The sequence below is a fragment of the Pseudomonas sp. NPDC087804 genome, from assembly GCF_044742965.1.
In the GTDB taxonomy this organism is placed as follows: Bacteria; Pseudomonadota; Gammaproteobacteria; order Pseudomonadales; family Pseudomonadaceae; genus Aquipseudomonas; species Aquipseudomonas rustica.
On sequence record NZ_JBIUVN010000018.1, the window covers coordinates 24017 to 42071 of the forward strand.

Consider the following 18055-nt stretch of genomic DNA (forward strand, 5'->3'; position numbering starts at 1 on the left):
CGACGTTCGTCTTGTGAATCGACGGCTATCAGGTGCGCCGATAGACCGCCTCACTCAACTGGAGGGCAGTTGCGGCGGCGCGGCCAGCTGGATTTCCTGGATGGTTTCGATCTGCTCGTGAGCGACGTGTACGCCGGTGAGCTCGCCGATCAATCGCCAATGCTCGTCGAGCCCGGCACTGATGGTCGCCATGCGGTCAATCATATGGCGGCCGGCGGATTTGACCACGTCGTCTTCGCTGCGCAGCAGTTCGAAGGACATTGAGGTCATTGACGCGGTGAGATGGGTCAGAGAGCGAGCCGTGTGGCCCAGCAATTCCATTAACAATTTTTCTTTCGATTCCATGCGGAGGCTTCCTGCGTCGCTCGAAACTTATTTATAACCCAGCACTTTGCTTTAGCAAATGTTTCAACCTGAGCATCCGACCAAGTGATGGCATGCCGCCACGGTCGTAAACCGACTCAAGCGACCCGATCCCCGCCACGGCGGATTGCCAAGCCCTGCGAGGCCAGTGTACAAAGGGACTCGCTGCTGTCCTGAACCCGGCTTCAAATGCGCGACTGCAACATCCTGTCCGCTCTCCGAATCCTGCAAAACCGTAGCCTATTGGAAAAACGCGACATTTAATGTCAATATCGCGCCTCCCCCTATTTCGTCGCCCCGTGCGGCTTACGCCGCAGGTCTCGCCCGTTGTTCCGTTAAACAAGGCTTTGAGCATCTGCGGTTTGTAGCAAAAAGGTAGTCAATGATGAGCGCAAGGCACTTTCTCTCCCTGATGGATTGCACGCCCGAAGAGCTGGTCAGCGTGATCCGTCGAGGCGTTGAGCTCAAGGACCTGCGTAACCGCGGCGTACTGTTCGAGCCTCTGAAAAACCGCGTGCTGGGCATGATCTTCGAGAAATCCTCGACCCGCACCCGGATCTCCTTCGAGGCCGGCATGATCCAGCTCGGCGGTCAGGCGATCTTCCTCTCGCCGCGCGACACCCAACTGGGCCGTGGCGAGCCGATCGGTGACTGCGCCATCGTCATGTCGAGCATGCTCGATGCGGTGATGATCCGTACCTTTGCCCACAGCACCCTGACCGAATTCGCCGCCAACTCGCGCGTGCCGGTGATCAACGGCCTGTCCGATGACCTGCACCCGTGCCAGTTGCTGGCCGACATGCAGACGTTCCTTGAACATCGCGGTTCGATCCAGGGCAAAACCGTGGCCTGGATCGGCGACGGCAACAACATGTGCAACAGCTATATAGAAGCGGCGATTCAGTTCGACTTCCAGTTGCGCATCGCGTGCCCGGAAGGTTACGAGCCGAACCCGGAATTCGTCGCCAAGGCCGGCGATCGCGTGACCATCGTCCGTGATCCGCAAGACGCCGTGCGCGGCGCGCATCTGGTGAGCACCGACGTCTGGACTTCGATGGGTCAGGAAGAGGAAACTGCCAAGCGCCTCAAGCTGTTCGCGCCGTTTCAGGTCAACCGTGCGCTGCTCGACCTCGCTGCCGAGGACGTGTTGTTCATGCATTGCCTGCCGGCGCACCGTGGCGAAGAAATCAGTCTCGACCTGCTTGATGACCCGCGCTCCGTCGCCTGGGATCAGGCAGAAAACCGTCTCCACGCACAGAAGGCCCTGCTCGAGTTCCTCGTTGAACCGGCATATCACCACGCATGAGCCATGAATTACTGCTGAACCTGCGCAACCTCGCTTGCGGCTATCAAGATCAACGCGTGGTGCAGAACCTCAATCTGCACCTCAACGCCGGTGACATCGGCTGCCTGCTCGGCTCGTCCGGCTGCGGCAAGACCACCACCCTGCGCGCCATCGCCGGTTTTGAACCGGTGCACGAAGGTGAAATCACCCTTGGCGGCGAGACCATTTCCAGCGCCGGTTTCACCTTGGCGCCGGAGAAGCGCCGGATCGGCATGGTGTTCCAGGACTACGCGCTGTTCCCGCACCTGAGCGTCGCCGACAACATTGCCTTTGGTATCCGCAAGCATCCGAACAAGGAGCGCGTCACCGAAGAGCTGCTGGAACTGGTCAACCTGAAAAATCTCGGCAAGCGTTTCCCGCACGAGTTGTCCGGCGGTCAGCAACAACGTGTCGCCCTCGCCCGTGCGTTGGCGCCGGAGCCACAATTGCTACTGCTCGATGAGCCGTTCTCCAACCTCGATGGCGAGCTGCGCCGCAAGCTCAGCCATGAGGTGCGCGACATTCTCAAGGCCCGTGGCACCAGCGCGATTCTGGTCACCCACGATCAGGAAGAAGCCTTTGCCGTCAGCGATCACGTGGGCGTGTTCAAGGAAGGTCGGCTGGAACAGTGGGACACGCCGTACAACCTGTATCACGAACCGGCGACACCATTTGTGGCGAGTTTTATCGGTCAGGGTTACTTCATTCGCGGCCAGCTTGGCAGCCCGGAATCGGTGCAGACTGAGTTGGGCGAACTGCGCGGCAATCGGGCTTATACCTGGCCGATAGGCGGGGCGGTGGATGTGTTGCTGCGTCCGGATGACATTGTTTATGCACCGGACAGTGGGTTGAAGGCACGGATTGTTGGCAAGACATTCCTTGGTGCTTCGACCTTGTATCGCCTGCAACTGCCGACGGGTGCGCAGCTGGAATCGATTTTCCCGAGCCATGCTGATCATCAGGTCGGTGCAGAGGTGGGGATTCGGGTTGCGGCTGAACACTTGGTGCTGTTCCAGGCCTCCGGCAGCACTGCTGCGCAGATCCCGGCAGTTGAGAACGGCGTCCGCCGCTACAACACCGCCCTCTGATCAGTCCTGGATCAAAACTGTGGGAGCGGGCTTGCTCGCGAAGGCGTTGTGTCAGTCGACGATAATGGCGACTGACACAACGCCTTCGCGAGCAAGCCCGCTCCCACATTTGGTTTTGGGTTTATCCCAATAACAGGGTGCCGCTCGCGACGAGCGTTGCATGCCCGCCAATCTTCACCCGTTCACCCTCCAGCCGACAAAACAACTCCCCGCCTCGCGCCGAGCGCTGGCACGCGGTCAGGCTCGATTTGCCCAGACGTTTTGACCAATACGGAATCAAGCTGCAGTGCGTCGACCCGGTCACCGGATCTTCATTGATGCCAATCGCCGGGGCGAAATAGCGCGAGACAAAATCGTGCTGATTGCCCCGCGCGGTGACGATTGCACCGAGCCACGGCAGTTTGGCCAGCGCGACCATATCCGGCTTGCAATCGAGTACGGCCTGCTCCGACTCCAGCACCACAAACAGTTCGTTCGAGCCGAGCACATCAACCGCTTCAACGCCCAGCGCCCGCTCGACATCCAGGGTCACGCCAATCTCTGACGGCACGATCGAGGGGAAATCCAGCCACAAACGCCCGTCTGCCCGCGTCACGCTCAACGGCCCGGACTTGCAGGTGAAGTCGATACGCTCGGCCGTTTCCTTATAGATCTCGAACAACACATAAGCGCTGGCCAGCGTCGCATGGCCGCACAGCGGCACTTCAGTGGTAGGAGTAAACCAGCGGATATGCCAGGCCGAACCTTCGCGCACCAGAAACGCGGTTTCCGCCAGGTTGTGTTCACCCGCGATCTTTTGCATCAAATCATCGGCGAGCCACGCATCCAGCCGATAAATCATAGCCGGGTTGCCACTGAACGGCCGCTCACTGAATGCGTCAACCTGATGAAACTCGAGCTGCATAACCTTCTCCTTAAGTCAGTCGGCAGAGCATGCAATGCGGGCAGGATCAGCGCCAGCGACAGAACCGGCCAATTGTCTTCATACAGAATCAGCCGACGTTACGCACGACCGATGTCGGCGAATTTGGCCTGGGTGTGTTCAGCGAGCACGGCGGGTGCCAATTCGACTTCCAGCCCACGCCGGCCGGCGCTGACATAAATAGTCGCAAAAGCCTGAGCCGAATTATCGATGAAGGTGCGCAGACGCTTTTTCTGCCCCAACGGACTGATACCGCCCAGCAGATAACCGGTGGATCGCTGCGCCGCTGCCGGGTCAGCCATCTCGACTTTTTTCACCCCCGCCGCCTGCGCCAGACCTTTGAGGTCGAGGCTTCCGACGACCGGCACTACGGCCACCAGCAGCTCACCTTTTTCACTCGCCGCCAGCAAGGTTTTGAACACCTGCGCTGGCTCAAGCGCCAGTTTTTCCGCAGCCTCCAGCCCGTAGGACGCGGCCTTTGGATCATGTTCGTAACTGTGCACGCGATGTTCGGCACGAACTTTTTTTAACAAGTCCAACGCAGGGGTCATGGCAGCTCCAGGCTCGGCAATGGCAGAAAATCCTGCGCCGGATTTTAGGACATCGAGCCGTAAAAGGCTCTATCCCGGCCCCGAATTACGCGGCTTTGCAGGTAATTCACAACGCTAAGAAAGCGGTCACCCGGTGAGTCATTCATGCGACTGATAGTTCTATTGTGACTGACGGTTCACTTTCGACCTTTGACAGGTTTGTTTCTTGTCTATATTTTTTCGAATCTGAATAATGTAAGAATTATCATCATTGCAGCACTCAGCAGTAAACCGGGAAACGAATGGGGATTCCGACCCGGTGAAAATCGCGCCTTGCCCTGTCGGCAATAGCGCCAGACAACAACAAAAATTGAGGTTTTCAATGACAACTGCTTTACAGCAACCATCGCTTTCGAGCCAATGCATGGCCGAATTTCTGGGTACTGCACTTCTGATCTTTTTTGGCACTGGCTGTGTCGCCGCGCTCAAAGTCGCGGGCGCCAGCTTCGGCCTGTGGGAAATCAGCATCATCTGGGGTGTCGGCGTGAGCATGGCGATCTACCTCACGGCCGGGGTTTCCGGCGCGCACCTGAACCCGGCTGTCAGCATCGCCCTGGCAATCTTCGCCGACTTCGAAAAGCGCAAACTGCCCTTCTATATTCTTGCGCAGATCGCCGGCGCCTTCTGCGGCGCGCTGTTGGTTTACACGCTGTACAGCAATCTTTTCTTCGATTACGAACAAACTCACCAAATGGTTCGCGGCTCGGCCGCCAGCCTTGAGCTGGCCTCGGTGTTCTCGACGTTCCCGAATCCAGTGCTGTCCACCGCCCAGGCATTCCTGGTCGAGATGATCATCACCGCGATCCTGATGGGCGTGATCATGGCCCTGACTGACGACAACAATGGTCTGCCAAGAGGCCCGATGGCGCCGCTGCTGATCGGCTTGCTGATCGCGGTGATCGGCAGCTCGATGGGCCCGCTGACCGGTTTTGCGATGAACCCGGCGCGTGACTTCGGTCCGAAACTGATGACTTTCTTCGCTGGCTGGGGTGAAATTTCCTTCACTGGCGGCCGCGATATTCCGTACTTCCTGATTCCGATTTTTGCACCGATTGTCGGTGCCTGCCTCGGCGCTGCCGGGTATCGCGGGCTCATCGCCCGTCACCTGACCGGCGCCACACCTGCTACAAAGGATGCAGAACCGGCCATTGACGGCAAACCAAGAACTTCTTGAAACAGTCGGCGCAGGCTCCTGCCCATCCGAGCCTGCGCCACGGCCCAATCACCCTTATTTCGTCCAAGGCAATCGACATGACCGACATTCAGAATAAGAACTACATCATTGCCCTCGATCAGGGTACGACCAGCTCTCGCGCGATCATTTTTGACCGCGACGCGAACGTGGTCTGCACCGCGCAGCGCGAATTCGCTCAGCATTACCCGCAAGCCGGTTGGGTCGAACACGATCCGATGGAAATCTTCGCCACCCAGAGTGCGGTGATGGTTGAAGCGCTGGCACAGGCCGGTCTGCACCACGACCAGGTCGCGGCTATCGGCATCACCAACCAGCGTGAAACCACCGTGGTCTGGGACAAGACCACCGGTCGCCCGGTCTACAACGCCATCGTCTGGCAGTGCCGCCGCAGCACCGAGATCTGCCAGCAGCTCAAGCGCGACGGCCATGAGCAATACATCAGCGACACCACCGGCCTGGTCACCGACCCGTACTTCTCCGGCACCAAACTGAAGTGGATCCTCGACAACGTCGAAGGCAGCCGCGAGCGTGCGCGCAATGGCGAACTGCTGTTCGGCACCGTCGATAGCTGGCTGATCTGGAAATTCACTGGCGGCAAGGTGCACGTTACCGACTACACCAACGCCTCGCGCACCATGCTCTTCAACATTCACTCGCTGGAGTGGGACGCGAAGATGCTGGAGATCCTCGACATCCCGCGCGAGATGCTTCCGGAAGTGAAGGCGTCATCGGAAATCTACGGCCACACCAAGAGCGGCATCGCCATCGGCGGTATCGCCGGCGACCAGCAAGCGGCGCTGTTCGGTCAAATGTGCGTAGAACCAGGTCAGGCGAAAAACACCTACGGCACCGGCTGCTTCCTGCTGATGAACACCGGCGACAAAGCGGTGAAATCGCAGCACGGCATGCTCACCACCATCGCTTGCGGCCCGCGCGGCGAAGTCGCTTACGCCCTGGAAGGCGCGGTATTCAACGGCGGTTCGACCGTGCAGTGGCTGCGTGATGAGCTGAAAATCATCAACGACGCCCACGACACCGAATACTTCGCCAATAAAGTGAAGGACAGCAACGGCGTGTACCTGGTGCCAGCCTTCACCGGCCTGGGCGCTCCTTACTGGGATCCGTACGCCCGTGGCGCACTGTTCGGCCTGACGCGCGGCGTTCGCGTGGATCACATCATCCGCGCCGCGCTGGAATCGATCGCCTACCAGACCCGCGACGTGCTCGACGCCATGCAACAGGACTCCGGCGAACGCCTGAAAGCCCTGCGCGTGGACGGCGGTGCGGTGGCGAACAACTTCCTCATGCAATTCCAGGCCGACATCCTCGGCACTCAGGTCGAGCGCCCGCAAATGCGCGAAACCACGGCACTCGGTGCGGCGTATCTGGCTGGTCTGGCGTGCGGTTTCTGGGGCAGCCTGGAAGAGCTGCGCGGCAAAGCGGTGATCGAGCGCGAGTTCGAACCGAGCCTGGACGAAGTCGAGAAAGAGAAGCTGTACAAAGGCTGGAAAAAAGCCGTCAGCCGCACCCGTGACTGGGCGCGTGAAGACGCTGAATAAGCCAACCTGAGTACTTGTAAAGGCTTGTAACTGGCAGGGAGGAGATTCCTGCGGCATCATGGGCAAATTTTGCACGGCAGCCCAAAGGAAGCCCCATGAATCTGCCTCCCCGTCAGCAGCAAATCCTCGAGCTGGTTCGCGAACGCGGCTATGTGAGCATCGAGGAAATGGCCACGCTGTTCGTTGTTACTCCGCAAACCATCCGCCGCGACATCAATCAGCTCGCGGAAGCCAATTTGCTCCGTCGCTACCACGGCGGCGCCGCCTATGATTCCAGCGTCGAAAACACTGCCTATGCGATGCGCGCCGATCAAATGCGCGATGAAAAACAACGCATCGGTGAAGCCATCGCCGCACAGATCCCCGATCACGCCTCGCTGTTCATCAACATCGGTACCACCACCGAATCGATTGCCCGCGCTCTGCTCAATCACAACCATTTGAAGATCATCACCAATAACTTGCACGTGGCGTCGATGCTCAGTGCCAAGGATGATTTTGATGTGCTGCTGACTGGCGGAAATGTTCGTCGTGATGGCGGTGTGGTCGGTCAGGCGAGTGTGGATTTCATTAATCAGTTCAAGGTTGATTTCGCGCTGGTCGGGATTAGCGGGATTGATGAAGACGGCAGTTTGTTGGATTTTGATTATCAGGAAGTGCGGGTTTCGCAGGCGATCATTGCCAATGCGCGGCAGGTGATTCTGGCGGCGGATTCGAGCAAGTTTGGGCGCAATGCGATGATTCGTCTTGGCCCGATCAGTCTGATTGATTGTTTGGTGACCGATCAGCAGCCTGTGCCGGCTCTGGCGCAGTTGTTGAGTCAGCACAAGATTCGGTTGGAAGTGGTTTAAAAACCCTCAAGATCAAGAGATCGCAGCCTTCGGCAGCTCCTACATGGGTTCACTTGACCTGTAGGAGCTGCCGAAGGCTGCGATCTTTTGCTTTTAATGTTCGAAAATTTTCCTTTCCCCGCCCTTCGATGAGTTTTTTCAATCGAAGTCGACTGGCTGTGCGCGTGTTTATCGGCTACCATTTTCGCAAATGAACATTCATGTTCGATTTCCAATATAGAAAATCAAAAGAGCCTGAGGCCAGCCGATGTCCACATCTACCTTGCGTACGCCCCCTATCTCCGAGATCTACGACCTCGCCGTTATCGGCGGCGGGATCAATGGGGTGGGGATCGCAGCGGATGCCGCCGGTCGCGGTCTCTCGGTGTTCCTTTGCGAAAAGGACGACCTCGCCAGCCACACCTCGTCGGCCAGCAGCAAGCTGATCCACGGAGGCCTGCGCTACCTCGAACATTACGAATTCCGTCTGGTGCGCGAAGCACTGGCCGAGCGCGAAGTGCTGCTGGCCAAAGCCCCGCACATCGTCAAGCCAATGCGCTTCGTGTTGCCGCACCGTCCGCACCTGCGTCCGGCGTGGATGATTCGTGCCGGCCTGTTCCTGTATGACAACCTCGGCAAGCGCGAAAAACTGCCAGGTTCGAAAAGCCTCAAGTTCGGCGCCGACAGCGCACTGAAAAGCGAAATCAAGAAAGGCTTCGAATACTCCGACTGCTGGGTCGACGACGCTCGCCTCGTGGTACTCAACGCCATGGCCGCCCGCGAAAAAGGCGCCCACGTGCACACCCAGACCCGTTGCGTCAGCGCCCGTCGCGCCAAAGGTTTGTGGCACCTGAACCTGGAACGTGCCGACGGCAGCCTCTTTTCGATCACCGCCAAAGCGCTGGTGAACGCCGCCGGCCCGTGGGTTGCCAAGTTCATTCGTGACGATCTGAAGATGGAATCGCCGTACGGCATCCGTCTGATTCAAGGCAGCCATATCATCGTGCCGAAATTGTACGAAGGCGATCACGCGCACATTCTGCAAAACGAAGATCAGCGCATCGTTTTCACCATTCCGTACTTGAACAACCACTTCACCCTGATCGGCACCACCGACCGTGAATACACCGGCGACCCGGCGAAAGTGGCGATTACCGACGGCGAAACCGATTACCTGCTGAAAGTGGTCAACGCACACTTCAAGAAACAAGTCAGCCGCGAAGACATTCAGCACAGCTACTCGGGTGTGCGCCCACTGTGCAACGACGAATCCGACAACCCGTCGGCGGTTACTCGCGATTACACCTTGGCGCTGTCCGGCAGCACTGAAGAAGCGCCGCTGCTGTCGGTGTTCGGCGGCAAGTTGACCACCTACCGCAAACTCGCCGAATCGGCGATGGCGCAACTGATGCCGTTCTTCACCCAGATGCGCCCGAGCTGGACGGCCGCCGCCACCCTGCCCGGCGGCGAAGACATGACCACGCCGCAAGCCTTGAGCGCGCTGATTCGCGACAAGTACGACTTTGTGCCGAGCGAGATCGCGCGTCGCTGGTCGACCACGTACGGCAGCCGCACCTGGCGCATGCTCGAGGGCGTTGAAACCCTCGCCGACATGGGCGAACACATTGGCGGCGGGCTCTACACCCGTGAAGTCGATTACCTGTGCAGCGAAGAGTGGGCGACCACGGCGCACGACATTCTGTGGCGTCGTAGCAAGCTGGGGTTGTTTACCACTCCGGCGGAGCAGGAGAAGCTTGCGGCGTATCTGGGTAAGGTTGAGCAGAACCGTAGCAAGATTGAAGCGGCGTGATTTGAACATTGGTTAAACAAAAAGCCCCTGAATCGTAAGGTTCAGGGGCTTTTTTTGTTTGCCTGACACACCGCCACCCCTGTAGGAGTGAGCCTGCTCGCGATGGCGGTGTGTCAATCAACATAGCTGGCGCCTGACACACCGCCATCGCGAGCAGGCTCACTCCTACAAAAACTCGTTCGGTTTTCCGAACGAGACTCCCCGGTCAATTCGGTAAACCGGATCACTCCTCACAAAAAAATCCGCCATAAAACTTTAATCTCCTTATAAATCATCTACTTATCCATTCGTCACTGGTCTGGCACGAGTCATGCTCTACACTCTCTCGACGAATGCCTGTTGTGCCAACACTTCAGGAGCCATCAGGCATTCGAAGCACAAAAGGGCCGACGAACTGGCTCCATAAAAAAAACAATGTCGAGGAAAATTTGATGCGCATCGTTCCCCATATCCTGGGCGCAGCCATTGCTGCCGCTCTGATCAGCACGCCAGTTTTCGCCGCCGAACTCACCGGCACCCTGAAGAAAATCAACGATTCGGGCACCATCACGCTCGCTCACCGCGACAGCTCCATTCCGTTTTCCTACATTGCAGATGCTTCCGGCAAACCAGTGGGCTACTCCCACGACATTCAGGTGGCTATCGTTGAAGCCCTGAAAAAAGACCTGAACAAGCCCGATCTGCAGGTCAAATACAACCTGGTGACCTCGCAAACCCGTATCCCGCTGATCCAGAACGGCACCGCGGATATCGAGTGCGGCTCGACCACGAACAACGCCGAACGCGCTCAGCAAGTCGACTTCACCGTCAACATCTTCGAAATCGGCACCCGTCTGCTGGTCAAGAAAGACAAGGATGGCAAGCCGTCCTACGCTGACTTCGCCGACCTCAAAGGCAAAAACGTCGTGACCACCGCTGGCACCACGTCCGAGCGCATCATCAAAGCGATGAACGCCGACAAGCAGATGGGCATGAACATCATCTCCGCCAAAGACCACGGCGAATCCTTCAACATGCTGGAAAGCGGCCGCGCCGTTGCCTTCATGATGGACGACGCTCTGCTGGCCGGCGAAGAAGCCAAGGCCAAGAAGCCGAACGACTGGATCATCACCGGTACTCCACAGTCCTTCGAAGCCTATGCGTGCATGGTTCGTAAAGACGACCCGGCCTTCAAGAAAGCCGTCGATGACGCCATCGTTGCGCTGTACAAGTCTGGCGAGATCAACAAGATCTACAGCAAATGGTTCGAGAGCCCGATCCCACCGAAAGGCCTGAACCTGAACTTCCCGATGAGCGACAAGGTAAAAGATCTGATCGCCACCCCGAGCGACAAGCCGGCGCCTGACGTAAAAATCTGATTCCTGACTAACCTTATCTCCTGAGGGAGTCACCCTCCCTCAGGCGTCTGTTACTACCTGCTGGCTGTACTGTGGAACACTCGACCTGGCGGTTTTCGAGCCGATCGCGTGTGCCCGGCGTTCAACGTCGAACGGGAAAGGATTTTCCCCGAGCGGGTGCTTGTACATCGATCGATCTCGAGGGGAGACCCTAATGAATTACAACTGGGACTGGGGCGTGTTCTTCAAGTCCACCGGCGTCGGCAGCGAGACTTATCTCGACTGGTACGTCACTGGTTTGGGCTGGACCATTGCCATTGCCATCGTGGCATGGATCATCGCCTTGCTGCTGGGCTCCATTCTGGGGGTCATGCGCACTGTGCCAAACCGCATCGTATCGGGCATCGCGACCTGCTACGTGGAACTGTTTCGTAATGTGCCGCTGCTGGTTCAGCTGTTCATCTGGTACTTCCTGGTGCCCGACCTGCTGCCGCAAAACCTGCAGGACTGGTACAAACAAGACCTCAACCCGACCACCTCGGCTTACCTGAGCGTTGTCGTGTGCCTGGGCTTGTTCACCGCTGCGCGTGTTTGCGAGCAAGTGCGTACCGGTATTCAGGCGCTGCCACGCGGCCAGGAATCCGCCGCGCGTGCCATGGGTTTCAAGCTGCCGCAGATCTACTGGAACGTGCTGCTGCCCCAGGCCTACCGCATCATCATTCCGCCGCTTACCTCGGAATTCCTCAACGTCTTCAAGAACTCCTCCGTGGCGTCCTTGATCGGTTTGATGGAATTGCTGGCACAAACCAAACAGACCGCCGAATTTTCGGCCAACCTGTTTGAAGCCTTCACCCTGGCCACGCTGATCTACTTCACCCTGAACATGAGCCTGATGCTGCTGATGCGCGTGGTCGAGAAGAAAGTCGCGGTGCCTGGCCTGATCTCCGTGGGGGGCAAATAATGGACTTCGATTTCAGCGGCATCATCCCCGCTATCCCGGGCCTGTGGAACGGCATGGTGATGACCTTGCAGTTGATGGTCATGGGCGTCGTCGGCGGCATCGTGCTCGGCACGATCCTGGCGCTGATGCGCCTGTCGTCGAGCAAACTGCTGTCACGCGTGGCCGGCGCTTATGTGAACTACTTCCGTTCGATCCCGCTGCTGCTGGTGATCACCTGGTTCTACCTGGCGGTGCCGTTCGTGCTGCGCTGGATTACCGGTGAAGACACGCCGATCGGCGCGTTCACCTCCTGCGTCGTCGCCTTCATGATGTTCGAAGCCGCGTACTTCTGCGAAATCGTCCGCGCCGGTGTGCAGTCGATCCCCAAAGGTCAGATGGCCGCTGCACAGGCGATGGGCATGACCTATGGCCAGACCATGCGTCTGATCATCCTGCCTCAGGCGTTCCGCAAGATGACGCCGTTGCTGCTGCAACAGTCGATCATCCTGTTCCAGGACACCTCGCTGGTTTACACCGTGGGTCTGGTGGACTTCCTCAACTCCGCCCGCTCCAGCGGCGACATCATTGGCCGCTCCAACGAGTTCCTGATCTTCGCCGGTGTCGTCTACTTCATCATCAGCTTTTCCGCCTCGCTGCTGGTCAAGCGTCTGCAAAAAAGGTTCGCCGTATGATCTCTATCAAGAACATCAACAAGTGGTATGGGGACTTCCAGGTACTGACGGATTGCAGCACCGAGGTCAAAAAAGGCGAAGTGATCGTGGTCTGCGGCCCGTCCGGTTCGGGTAAATCGACCCTGATCAAATGCGTCAACGCGCTGGAGCCGTTCCAGAAAGGCGACGTCGTGGTTGACGGTACGTCGATTGCCGATCCGAAGACCAACCTGCCGAAACTGCGTTCGCGCGTCGGCATGGTGTTCCAGCATTTCGAACTGTTTCCGCACCTGACCATCACCGAAAACCTGACCATCGCGCAGATCAAAGTGTTGGGCCGCAGCAAGGAAGAGGCGACCAAAAAAGGTCTGCAACTGCTCGAGCGCGTTGGCCTGTCGGCGCACGCGCACAAGCATCCGGGGCAACTGTCCGGTGGTCAGCAACAGCGTGTGGCAATTGCCCGTGCGCTGGCGATGGATCCGATCGTCATGCTGTTCGACGAACCGACCTCGGCGCTCGACCCGGAGATGGTTAACGAAGTGCTCGACGTGATGGTGCAACTGGCTCACGAAGGCATGACCATGATGTGCGTAACCCACGAAATGGGTTTTGCGCGCAAAGTGGCGGATCGCGTGATCTTCATGGATGCCGGCAAGATCATCGAAGACTGCCCGAAAGAGGAGTTCTTCGGCGACATCAAAGCCCGCTCCGAACGCGCGCAGCACTTCCTCGAGAAAATCCTGCAGCACTAAAAGCAACACACCCGCACCCTGTCTGTGGGGTGCGGGCTGCCTGACAATGAGATCCCCTGTGGCGAGGGGATTTATCCCCGATGGGCTGCGAAGCGGCCCCAGCAGTTCAAAGTCAAACCGCATGCAAGGGTTTGACGACTGCTGCGCAGCCGATCGGGGATAAATCCCCTCGCCACAGAGTCCACCTCCAAACCAGCGGTGATTCACAAACAAGTGTTGTGGTTGACCCAAGGCATCTGTGATGAAATGCGACCCCAATCTCTATCGCGCCGCGCCGCCATCACTTGCCGTGAAGCCCCGTCTGATTCGTCATTTGTTCCTGCCGCCGCTGATCATCATTTTGATGATCGGGTTGGGTTACGCCGGGTTCTGGGTCAGTGAGCACTTTGGCATTCGCAACCTCAGCGAAAACGGCCAGCGCCAGCTCGAACTGAACGCCCGCGCGGTCGAAAGCGAGATCAGCAAATACACCTACCTGCCCAGCCTGCTGGAACTCGAAACCAGTGTGTCGCGGCTGTTGGCCGACCCGACCCCGGAACACCGGCAAACGGTCAACGCTTACCTTGAAGGCCTGAACCGGCGCAGTCGCAGTCGGGCCATCTACGTCATGGACACCACCGGCCGCGTCATGGCCACCAGCAACTGGCGCGATGTCGACAGTTACCTCGGTGAAGACCTGTCCTTCCGTGCCTATTTCCAGAAAGCCGTGCGCGGTGAGCCCGGGCGTTTCTACGGCATCGGCAGCACCAACGGCGAACCCGGTTACTACCTCGCCCACGGCCTCGAAGAGCACGGCAAGATCATCGGCGTCGCCGTGGTCAAAGTGCGTCTGGAAGCCATGGAAGAACGCTGGCAGCGCGCGCGTCTCGAGGCGTTTGTCAGCGACGAAAACGGCATCATCATTCTCTCCAGCGATCCGGCACGCCGGCTCAAATCAGTGATTCCGCTGAGCGAGGAAACCAAAGAAAAACTCGCCCGCAGCCTGCAGTACTACTGGTTCCCGCTCAACGAACTGCAACCGCTGGCCCGCGAAACATTGGCCGAAGGTGTGGAGAAACTCACCTTCCCGGCCAACAGCGAAGTGCAGTCAGGCGAGGACGACATCAGCTACCTGGCGCAGACCCGGCCATTGAGCGACACGCCGTGGAATTTCACCCTGCTCACGCCGCTGCAGGACTTGCGCCGCGAAGCGATCAACCAAGGCATTCTCGTTGCGGTGGCGTTTGCACTGGTCGCCTTCCTGCTGATCGCCTGGAACGAGCGGCGCAAAGTGATCGCCACCCGCCTCGCCGCCCGCGAAGCCTTGCAGGAAGCCAACAATCAACTGGAGCGTCGGATTACCGAACGCACCACCGACCTGCGCGCCAGCAACGAGCGCTTGAAGAGTCAGATCCGCGAACGCCGTCAAGCCGAAGAGACCTTGCGCCGCGCGCAGGATGAACTGGTGCAGGCCGGTAAACTCGCCGCCATCGGCCAGATGTCGACCAGCATCGCCCACGAATTGAATCAGCCACTGGCCGCGATGCGCACGCTCTCGGGCAACACCGTACGTTTTCTGGAACGCGGTCAGCTCGACGTCGCCAGCACCAACCTCAAGACTATTAATGACCTGATCGACCGCATGGGCCGAATCACCGCGAGCCTGCGTTCGTTCGCCCGTCGGGGTGACAATCAGGGTCAGGCCAGTCTCGGCAAAGCCGTGGACGCCGCGCTGCAATTGCTCGGTGCGCGTGTTGAACATGCGGCGCTGCAAATCCATCGGCAGTTCATCGACGTGCAAGTGCAGATCGACCAGACTCGCCTCGAACAGATTCTGGTCAATCTGGTCGGCAACGCCCTCGATGCGATGCAGGCGCAACCGCAGCCCGAACTGTGGCTGGAGGGCGAAGAATTCAACGGCAAATATCGCCTGCGCGTGCGCGACAACGGTCACGGCATCGACGCCGAGGCGCGCAAGCATCTGTTCGAACCGTTCTTCACCACCAAACCCGGCGAACAAGGCCTGGGTCTGGGCCTGACGCTTTCCGCCAGCCTCGCCGCCGCCACCGGCGGCCATCTGGGTGTCGAACACCCGGGCGGCGGCGGAACCACTTTCGTCCTCAGTTTACCGTTGGTAAGCCCTACTCCCGCCGAGCCAATATGAACCAAGAACTCAGTGTGCTGATCGTCGAAGACGACCCCCATGTGCTGCTCGGCTGCCAACAAGCGCTGACGCTGGAAGACATTCCCTGCGTCGGCGTCGGCAGTGCCGAAGAAGCGCTGGCGCGGGTCGGCGACAATTTTGCCGGCATCGTCATCAGCGACATTCGCCTGCCGGGCATCGATGGCCTCGAACTGCTCACGCGCCTCAAGCAGCGCGACCGCAGCCTGCCGGTGGTATTGATCACCGGGCATGGCGACATTTCCATGGCCGTCGGCGCGATGCAGAAAGGCGCCTACGACTTCATGGAAAAACCGTTCTCGCCTGAACGTCTGGTCGATGTTGCGCGACGTGCGCTGGAGCAACGCAGCCTCGCTCGCGAAGTGTCGTCGCTGCGTCGGCAACTGGCCGAACGTGATTCGCTCGAAGGACGCATCATCGGTCGTTCGCCGGCCATGCAGAACCTGCGCGAACTGATCGCCAACGTCGCCGACACCTCGGCCAACGTGTTGATCGAAGGCGAAACCGGCACCGGTAAAGAACTGGTCGCCCGTTGCCTGCACGATTTCAGTCGGCGCCACAGCAAACAGTTCGTCGCGCTGAACTGCGGTGGTCTGCCGGAAAACCTCTTCGAAAGTGAGATCTTCGGCCACGAGGCCAACGCCTTCACCGGTGCCGGCAAACGGCGCATCGGCAAAATCGAACACGCCGACGGCGGCACGCTGTTCCTCGATGAAGTGGAAAGCATGCCGCTGCCGTTGCAGATCAAATTGCTGCGCGTGTTGCAGGAACGCACCCTCGAACGCCTCGGCTCGAACCAGAGCGTGGCGGTGGATTGCCGGGTGATCGCGGCGACCAAATCCGACCTCGACGAGTCGAGCAAGGCTGGCGAATTCCGCAGCGATTTGTACTACCGCCTCAACGTGGTGACGCTGGAATTGCCGCCCCTGCGAGAGCGCCGCGAAGACATTCTGCAACTGTTTGAACACTTCACTCAGCAATCGGCCCTGCGCTTCGACCGCGCGCTGCCGGAGCTGGACAACCAGACCTTGTCGAACCTGATGAGCCACGACTGGCCGGGCAACGTGCGTGAATTGCGTAACGTTGCCGAGCGCTTTGCCCTCGGTTTGCCGGCGTTCAAAAAGTCCGGTACCAACAGCGGCGGACAAGGCCTCGGCTTTGCCGAAGCGGTGGAAGCCTTCGAACGCAACCTGCTCAGCGATGCATTGCAGCGCAGCGGCGGCAACCTGACTCAGGCGAGTCTGGAACTGGGCATGGCCAAGACCACACTGTTCGACAAAGTAAAAAAATACGGCCTGAGCCATTAAGCGAGAACGACGTGGATCTGTTTTTCAAAGCGCTGTTGGGCGCAGCGGTGGTGCTGATCATCGCGGCGCTGTCGAAGACCAAAAATTACTACATCGCCGGATTGGTGCCGCTGTTTCCGACGTTTGCGCTGATTGCGCATTACATCGTTGGCAAGGGGCGCTCGATTGAGGATTTGAAGACCACGATCGTGTTCGGGATGTGGTCGATCATTCCGTACTTCGTCTATCTGGCGACGTTGTATGTGATGGTAGACCGGATGCGGCTGGAGGCTTCGTTGGCGGTGGCAGCAGTGGCTTGGTTGATGGCGGCGACCGTGCTGGTGACGGTTTGGGTGCGCCTGCACAGCTGACGAACACCGATGCACTGTAGGAGCTGCCGAAGGCTGCGATCTTTTGATCTTGCTGTTTAAAAGATCAAAAGATCGCAGCCTTCGGCAGCTCCTATAGGGGTTGGTGTTTAGCCGTTGACGGTGCCGCCTTTTGACTCGGCCATGATCTGCCGAATGGCCCCGACAAATGTTTCTACCGGCTGCCCACCCGTCACCGCGTACTGGCCGTTAAACACCACCGTCGGCACCGAACTCACTCCCCGCTGCAGCCACAACTGCTCCTCCTCGCGCACCTCATCGGCAAATTCGTCCGACGCCAGAATCGCCTCGGCCCGCTGGCGATCCAGCCCGACACTCTCAGCAATCTGCACCAGTTGGCCGTGATCGGAAGGATTGCCTCCATCGCTGAAATACGCTTTGAACAACGCCTCCTTCAACGGCAACTGCAAACCCTCAAGCTCCGCCCAATACAGCAAACGGTGCGCATCGAAGGTGTTGTAAATGCGGCTGTTGGAATCGGTGCGAAAAGCAAACCCCAGTTCTGCACCACGAGCGCGGATCGCGTCGCGATTCTTCTGCGATTGCTCCGGCGTCGAGCCGTACTTTTCTTGAATGTGCTCGGCGATGTTCTGCCCGTCGGCGCCCATTTTCGGGTTCAGCTCGAACGGCTGGAAGCGGATCTCGGCCTGCACTTCGTTGCGCAGGATTTCCAGCGCTTCCAGCAAGCCATACAAACCAACGACGCACCACGGGCAGGACACGTCGCTGACAAAATCGATTTTCAGAGCGGAATTCATCAAACACCTCGCAGGGGAAATCGTGCGGGAAAGTTTGCACGATACACCTGACCCGGGTTTTTTGGTGTCCCTGTTGGCCC

17 protein-coding genes are annotated in these 18055 nt (G+C 58.7%); 13 read left to right on the top strand and 4 right to left on the bottom strand.

Annotated elements, in window-relative coordinates:
- Positions 1 to 54: 54 nt before the first annotated feature.
- Positions 55 to 345: a hypothetical protein gene (locus ACIOMO_RS19880; RefSeq protein ID WP_053123421.1), complete on the bottom strand. Its 291-nt coding sequence runs from the start codon at positions 343 to 345 to the stop codon at positions 55 to 57.
- Between the two features lie 403 nt (positions 346 to 748).
- Between ACIOMO_RS19880 and argF the strand changes: the two genes are divergently transcribed.
- Together argF and ACIOMO_RS19890 are read left to right on the top strand one after the other, a co-directional pair.
- Positions 749 to 1669: an ornithine carbamoyltransferase gene (gene argF / locus ACIOMO_RS19885; RefSeq protein WP_100845205.1), complete on the top strand. Its 921-nt coding sequence runs from the start codon at positions 749 to 751 to the stop codon at positions 1667 to 1669.
- Positions 1666 to 2775 carry an ABC transporter ATP-binding protein gene (locus tag ACIOMO_RS19890; protein WP_159815398.1) on the top strand — a complete coding sequence of 370 codons (1110 nt, stop codon included), beginning with the start codon at positions 1666 to 1668 and terminating at the stop codon, positions 2773 to 2775. The genes argF and ACIOMO_RS19890 overlap by 4 nt, the downstream gene beginning before the upstream one ends.
- A 121-nt stretch (positions 2776 to 2896) precedes the next feature.
- On the opposite strand, the gene ACIOMO_RS19895 is transcribed toward ACIOMO_RS19890, so the two are convergent.
- Complete coding sequence (locus tag ACIOMO_RS19895) at positions 2897 to 3679, bottom strand: PhzF family phenazine biosynthesis protein (protein WP_159815123.1); 783 nt, start codon at positions 3677 to 3679, stop codon at positions 2897 to 2899.
- A gap of 98 nt (positions 3680 to 3777) precedes the next feature.
- Positions 3778 to 4248 (bottom strand): Cys-tRNA(Pro) deacylase, encoded by a 471-nt coding sequence (ybaK, locus tag ACIOMO_RS19900; RefSeq protein ID WP_053123427.1) that lies wholly within the window; start codon positions 4246 to 4248, stop codon positions 3778 to 3780.
- A 361-nt stretch (positions 4249 to 4609) separates the two neighbouring features.
- On the opposite strand from ybaK, the gene ACIOMO_RS19905 reads away from it, so the two are divergent.
- The 11 genes from ACIOMO_RS19905 to ACIOMO_RS19955 all read left to right on the top strand — a co-directional run bounded on the left by ACIOMO_RS19905 (position 4610) and on the right by ACIOMO_RS19955 (position 17199).
- Positions 4610 to 5461 carry an MIP/aquaporin family protein gene (locus tag ACIOMO_RS19905; RefSeq protein WP_053123429.1) on the top strand — a complete coding sequence of 284 codons (852 nt, stop codon included), beginning with the start codon at positions 4610 to 4612 and terminating at the stop codon, positions 5459 to 5461.
- A 77-nt stretch (positions 5462 to 5538) separates the two neighbouring features.
- On the top strand, positions 5539 to 7041 hold the full coding sequence (glpK, locus tag ACIOMO_RS19910) for a glycerol kinase GlpK (protein WP_212546291.1): 1503 nt from the start codon (positions 5539 to 5541) through the stop codon (positions 7039 to 7041).
- A gap of 95 nt (positions 7042 to 7136) precedes the next feature.
- Positions 7137 to 7892 carry a DeoR/GlpR family transcriptional regulator gene (locus ACIOMO_RS19915; RefSeq protein ID WP_007916700.1) on the top strand — a complete coding sequence of 252 codons (756 nt, stop codon included), beginning with the start codon at positions 7137 to 7139 and terminating at the stop codon, positions 7890 to 7892.
- A gap of 247 nt (positions 7893 to 8139) precedes the next feature.
- Positions 8140 to 9681, top strand: a complete 1542-nt coding sequence (gene glpD, locus ACIOMO_RS19920; protein ID WP_401243075.1) for a glycerol-3-phosphate dehydrogenase — start codon at positions 8140 to 8142, stop codon at positions 9679 to 9681.
- A 431-nt stretch (positions 9682 to 10112) separates the two neighbouring features.
- Positions 10113 to 11039, top strand: coding sequence for a glutamate/aspartate ABC transporter substrate-binding protein (locus tag ACIOMO_RS19925; RefSeq protein ID WP_053123435.1), 927 nt, complete (start codon positions 10113 to 10115; stop codon positions 11037 to 11039).
- A gap of 193 nt (positions 11040 to 11232) precedes the next feature.
- Positions 11233 to 11979: an amino acid ABC transporter permease gene (locus ACIOMO_RS19930; protein WP_053123437.1), complete on the top strand. Its 747-nt coding sequence runs from the start codon at positions 11233 to 11235 to the stop codon at positions 11977 to 11979.
- Complete coding sequence (locus ACIOMO_RS19935; RefSeq protein WP_003227756.1) at positions 11979 to 12650, top strand: amino acid ABC transporter permease; 672 nt, start codon at positions 11979 to 11981, stop codon at positions 12648 to 12650. The genes ACIOMO_RS19930 and ACIOMO_RS19935 overlap by 1 nt, the downstream gene beginning before the upstream one ends.
- A complete protein-coding gene (locus ACIOMO_RS19940) occupies positions 12647 to 13381 on the top strand; it encodes an amino acid ABC transporter ATP-binding protein (protein ID WP_053123439.1) in 735 nt (244 codons plus the stop codon). The genes ACIOMO_RS19935 and ACIOMO_RS19940 overlap by 4 nt, the downstream gene beginning before the upstream one ends.
- A 241-nt stretch (positions 13382 to 13622) precedes the next feature.
- Positions 13623 to 15524 carry an ATP-binding protein gene (locus ACIOMO_RS19945; RefSeq protein WP_401243080.1) on the top strand — a complete coding sequence of 634 codons (1902 nt, stop codon included), beginning with the start codon at positions 13623 to 13625 and terminating at the stop codon, positions 15522 to 15524.
- Positions 15521 to 16849 carry a sigma-54-dependent transcriptional regulator gene (locus tag ACIOMO_RS19950; protein WP_401243083.1) on the top strand — a complete coding sequence of 443 codons (1329 nt, stop codon included), beginning with the start codon at positions 15521 to 15523 and terminating at the stop codon, positions 16847 to 16849. Before ACIOMO_RS19945 ends, ACIOMO_RS19950 begins: the two co-directional genes overlap by 4 nt.
- 11 nt (positions 16850 to 16860) lie before the next feature.
- Positions 16861 to 17199 carry a GlpM family protein gene (locus ACIOMO_RS19955; protein ID WP_008079444.1) on the top strand — a complete coding sequence of 113 codons (339 nt, stop codon included), beginning with the start codon at positions 16861 to 16863 and terminating at the stop codon, positions 17197 to 17199.
- A gap of 107 nt (positions 17200 to 17306) precedes the next feature.
- On the opposite strand, the gene ACIOMO_RS19960 is transcribed toward ACIOMO_RS19955, so the two are convergent.
- Positions 17307 to 17975, bottom strand: a complete 669-nt coding sequence (locus ACIOMO_RS19960; RefSeq protein WP_401243086.1) for a DsbA family oxidoreductase — start codon at positions 17973 to 17975, stop codon at positions 17307 to 17309.
- Between the last annotated feature and the right edge of the window lie 80 nt (positions 17976 to 18055).

Excerpts from the sequence above, each read along its gene's own strand:
- ACIOMO_RS19950 (WP_401243083.1), top strand. The coding sequence starts at position 15,521 with ATGAACCAAGAACTCAGTGTGCTGATCGTCGAAGACGACCCCCATGTG.
- ACIOMO_RS19960 (WP_401243086.1), bottom strand. The coding sequence starts at position 17,975 with ATGAATTCCGCTCTGAAAATCGATTTTGTCAGCGACGTGTCCTGCCCG.
- ACIOMO_RS19890 (WP_159815398.1), top strand. The coding sequence starts at position 1,666 with ATGAGCCATGAATTACTGCTGAACCTGCGCAACCTCGCTTGCGGCTAT.
- ACIOMO_RS19945 (WP_401243080.1), top strand. The coding sequence starts at position 13,623 with ATGAAATGCGACCCCAATCTCTATCGCGCCGCGCCGCCATCACTTGCC.
- ACIOMO_RS19905 (WP_053123429.1), top strand. The coding sequence starts at position 4,610 with ATGACAACTGCTTTACAGCAACCATCGCTTTCGAGCCAATGCATGGCC.
- glpD (WP_401243075.1), top strand. The coding sequence starts at position 8,140 with ATGTCCACATCTACCTTGCGTACGCCCCCTATCTCCGAGATCTACGAC.
- argF (WP_100845205.1), top strand. The coding sequence starts at position 749 with ATGAGCGCAAGGCACTTTCTCTCCCTGATGGATTGCACGCCCGAAGAG.
- ACIOMO_RS19925 (WP_053123435.1), top strand. The coding sequence starts at position 10,113 with ATGCGCATCGTTCCCCATATCCTGGGCGCAGCCATTGCTGCCGCTCTG.
- ACIOMO_RS19880 (WP_053123421.1), bottom strand. The coding sequence starts at position 345 with ATGGAATCGAAAGAAAAATTGTTAATGGAATTGCTGGGCCACACGGCT.
- ACIOMO_RS19930 (WP_053123437.1), top strand. The coding sequence starts at position 11,233 with ATGAATTACAACTGGGACTGGGGCGTGTTCTTCAAGTCCACCGGCGTC.
- ACIOMO_RS19940 (WP_053123439.1), top strand. The coding sequence starts at position 12,647 with ATGATCTCTATCAAGAACATCAACAAGTGGTATGGGGACTTCCAGGTA.
- ACIOMO_RS19895 (WP_159815123.1), bottom strand. The coding sequence starts at position 3,679 with ATGCAGCTCGAGTTTCATCAGGTTGACGCATTCAGTGAGCGGCCGTTC.
- ybaK (WP_053123427.1), bottom strand. The coding sequence starts at position 4,248 with ATGACCCCTGCGTTGGACTTGTTAAAAAAAGTTCGTGCCGAACATCGC.
- ACIOMO_RS19935 (WP_003227756.1), top strand. The coding sequence starts at position 11,979 with ATGGACTTCGATTTCAGCGGCATCATCCCCGCTATCCCGGGCCTGTGG.
- glpK (WP_212546291.1), top strand. The coding sequence starts at position 5,539 with ATGACCGACATTCAGAATAAGAACTACATCATTGCCCTCGATCAGGGT.
- ACIOMO_RS19915 (WP_007916700.1), top strand. The coding sequence starts at position 7,137 with ATGAATCTGCCTCCCCGTCAGCAGCAAATCCTCGAGCTGGTTCGCGAA.